Origin of the sequence: Micromonospora maritima (assembly GCF_902825405.1) — a bacterium.
GTDB classification, from domain to species: domain Bacteria; phylum Actinomycetota; class Actinomycetes; order Mycobacteriales; family Micromonosporaceae; genus Micromonospora; species Micromonospora maritima.
The window spans coordinates 1-2,459 of record NZ_CADEAU010000669.1 but is presented as its reverse complement, the minus strand read 5'-3'; the positions used below and the strand labels follow the sequence as shown (position 1 = coordinate 2,459).

Here is a 2,459-nt window from a genome sequence, read left to right as displayed (position 1 = left end):
GGGCCGAGCCGACCGGCCGGGCGGAGGTGGCCGAGCCGGACGGCGCGCACTGGTCGCAGGTGCGGGCAGCGGGCAACCGTTGGGCGGCGGTCCGCGACGACGACCGGGGGCGGGAGATCCGGGTCGGGGAGCGGCGGGCCGCGGTGCACGAGGACGGTGGGGGCACCGAGTACCGGGTCGAGGACCGGTGGGCCTCCGTCCGGGGTGCACCGGCCGGCGGCTGGTCGTCGGAGAGCCACCCGGCGCTGCCGGCCGGCGGGGTGCCGGTGCCGCAGGAGTGGCGACCGCCGACGCAGCGCAGCGGCCAGCCGGAGTGGCGCGAGGTCGAGCCGGAGTGGCGGCAGCCCGAGGCGGAGTGGCGGCAGCCGCAGGCGGAGTGGCGGCGGCCGGAGGCCGGCGGCTACGGCCACCCGCCGCGCGACGCCGACGACCGCTGGCGCTGACCGCGCCCCGGGCTCACTTGTCGATGTCGCCGACCACGAAGAACATCGAGCCGAGGATGGCGATCAGGTCCGGCACCAGGCACCCGGGGAGCAGCGTCGACAGCGCCTGCACGTTCGCGTACGAGGCGGTGCGCAGCTTGAGCCGCCACGGCGTCTTCTCGCCCCGGGAGACCAGGTAGTAGCCGTTGATGCCGAGCGGGTTCTCGGTCCAGGCGTACGTGTGCCCCTCGGGCGCCTTGACCACCTTGGGCAGCCGCGTGTTCACCGGCCCGGAGATCCGGTCCACCCGGTCCAGGCACTGCTCGGCGAGGTCGAGCGAGACGTACACCTGGTCGAGCAGCACCTCGAAGCGGGCGTGGCAGTCGCCGGCGGTCTTCGTCACCACCGGCACGTCGAGCTGGTCGTAGGCCAGGTAGGGCTCGTCGCGCCGCAGGTCGAGGTCGAGTCCGGAGGCGCGGGCGACCGGTCCGGACGCGCCGAACGCGGCGGCGTCGGCGGCGGAGAGCACGCCGACGCCGACGGTACGGGCCAGGAAGATCTCGTTGCGCCGGATCAGGTTGTCGAGGTCGGGCATGCGGCGGCGTACCTCGGCGATGGCGGCCCGGGCGCGCCCGGTCCAGCCGGCCGGCACCTCCTCCTTCAGGCCACCCACCCGGTTGAACATGTAGTGGATCCGGCCTCCGGAGACCTCCTCCATGACGGCCTGGATGGTCTCGCGTTCCCGGAACGCGTAGAACATCGGCGTGATCGCGCCGATCTCCAGCGGGTACGAGCCGAGGAACATCAGGTGGTTGAGCACCCGGTTGAGCTCGGCCAGCGCCATCCGCAGCCAGGTGGCCCGCTCCGGCACCTCCATGCCCATCAGCCGCTCGACCGCGAGCACCACGCCCAGCTCGTTGGAGAACGCGGACAGCCAGTCGTGCCGGTTGGCCAGCACGATGATCTGCCGGTAGTCACGTACCTCGAAGAGCTTCTCCGCCCCCCGGTGCATGTAGCCGACGATCGGCTCGGCGGCGACCACCCGCTCCCCGTCGAGCACCAGCTTCAGCCGGAGCACGCCGTGCGTCGACGGGTGCTGCGGCCCGATGTTGAGCACCATGTCGGTGCCGAGCTGCTCGCCGCCCGCGCCGGTCCCGACGGTCAGTTCCCGGAGATCGGCCGCGTCCGTGGTCATACCCGTCATCGTGCCACGAGCGGCTCGAACGCCACGTCGACCGGCTGGCACAGCCACCAGTGGCCGCCGAGGCCGGCCGGGTCGGTCAGCTCGGCCACCGCCGACGCGGCGGCCAGCGCCCGCAGGTAGCCGGCCGGGTCCCGGGAGGCCAGGCTCAGCGGCGGTCGCCCACCGTCGGCCCCGAGCGCTCGCAGCGCCTCCCGCTGCGACACCAGGGAGTACGCGCACCCCGCGACCCGCGCGCCGGCGGCGGCGACCGAGTCCATGGCGACGTGCGCGGTCACGTCGCACGACCCGTCCGGCACCGGTGGCACCTGCCGCCCGTCCCGGTACCCGGTCAGCGTCCCGGTCAGGGGCCGGGCGTCCCGCAGGTGCCCGTAGTCCACCGCCAGCGCCATCCCGCGCTCGATCCGCCCCACCGCCTCCGCCCACGCCTCGTCCCGCGTCCAGCCGATCTCCACCCGCGCGCCTTCGGTGATCGGGGAGTCCGTGCCGCCCGACGACGCGAACTCCTCGACCACCCGAGCGCGGGCGGAGGGCCACCAGTGGGTCAGCCAGGTGGTGTCGGCGGGGCTGAGGGCGGGGCCGGGGGCCTCGTGGCCGGTGGCGGGGTCGACCAGGACGTGACGCCAGCCGTCCCGGGTGTGGGTGGCGACGTCCAGGGGCACGTTGTCCAGCCACTCGGTGGCCAGCAGCAGGCCGGTGATCCCGCTGGGGATGTCGTGCCGCCAGTCGATCTCGGGCGGTAGGCCGGCCGGGCGCCCGGCGCGTTCCACCGCGACCGGGCGGATCCGGTCGGCCAGGTCCGGCCCGGCCTGCGCCAGCAGCGCGCGGAGCAGCTC

The 2,459-nt window shown here is 74.9% G+C and carries 2 protein-coding genes and 1 pseudogene; 1 reads left to right on the top strand and 2 read right to left on the bottom strand.

The genetic code is table 11. From position 1 onward, the window contains the following. Positions 1-443: pseudogene (locus tag HUW36_RS30820) on the top strand (hypothetical protein); the annotation flags it as partial. Positions 444-456: 13 nt separating this feature from the next. Here HUW36_RS30820 and HUW36_RS30815 read toward each other — a convergent pair. Next, positions 457-1,626: an NADH-quinone oxidoreductase subunit D gene (locus HUW36_RS30815; protein WP_174531299.1), complete on the bottom strand. Its 1,170-nt coding sequence runs from the start codon at positions 1,624-1,626 to the stop codon at positions 457-459. Then, positions 1,623-2,459 (bottom strand): SAM-dependent methyltransferase (locus tag HUW36_RS30810; RefSeq protein ID WP_174531298.1); only part of this gene is annotated, 837 nt, incomplete at its 5' end. The genes HUW36_RS30815 and HUW36_RS30810, both read right to left, overlap by 4 nt.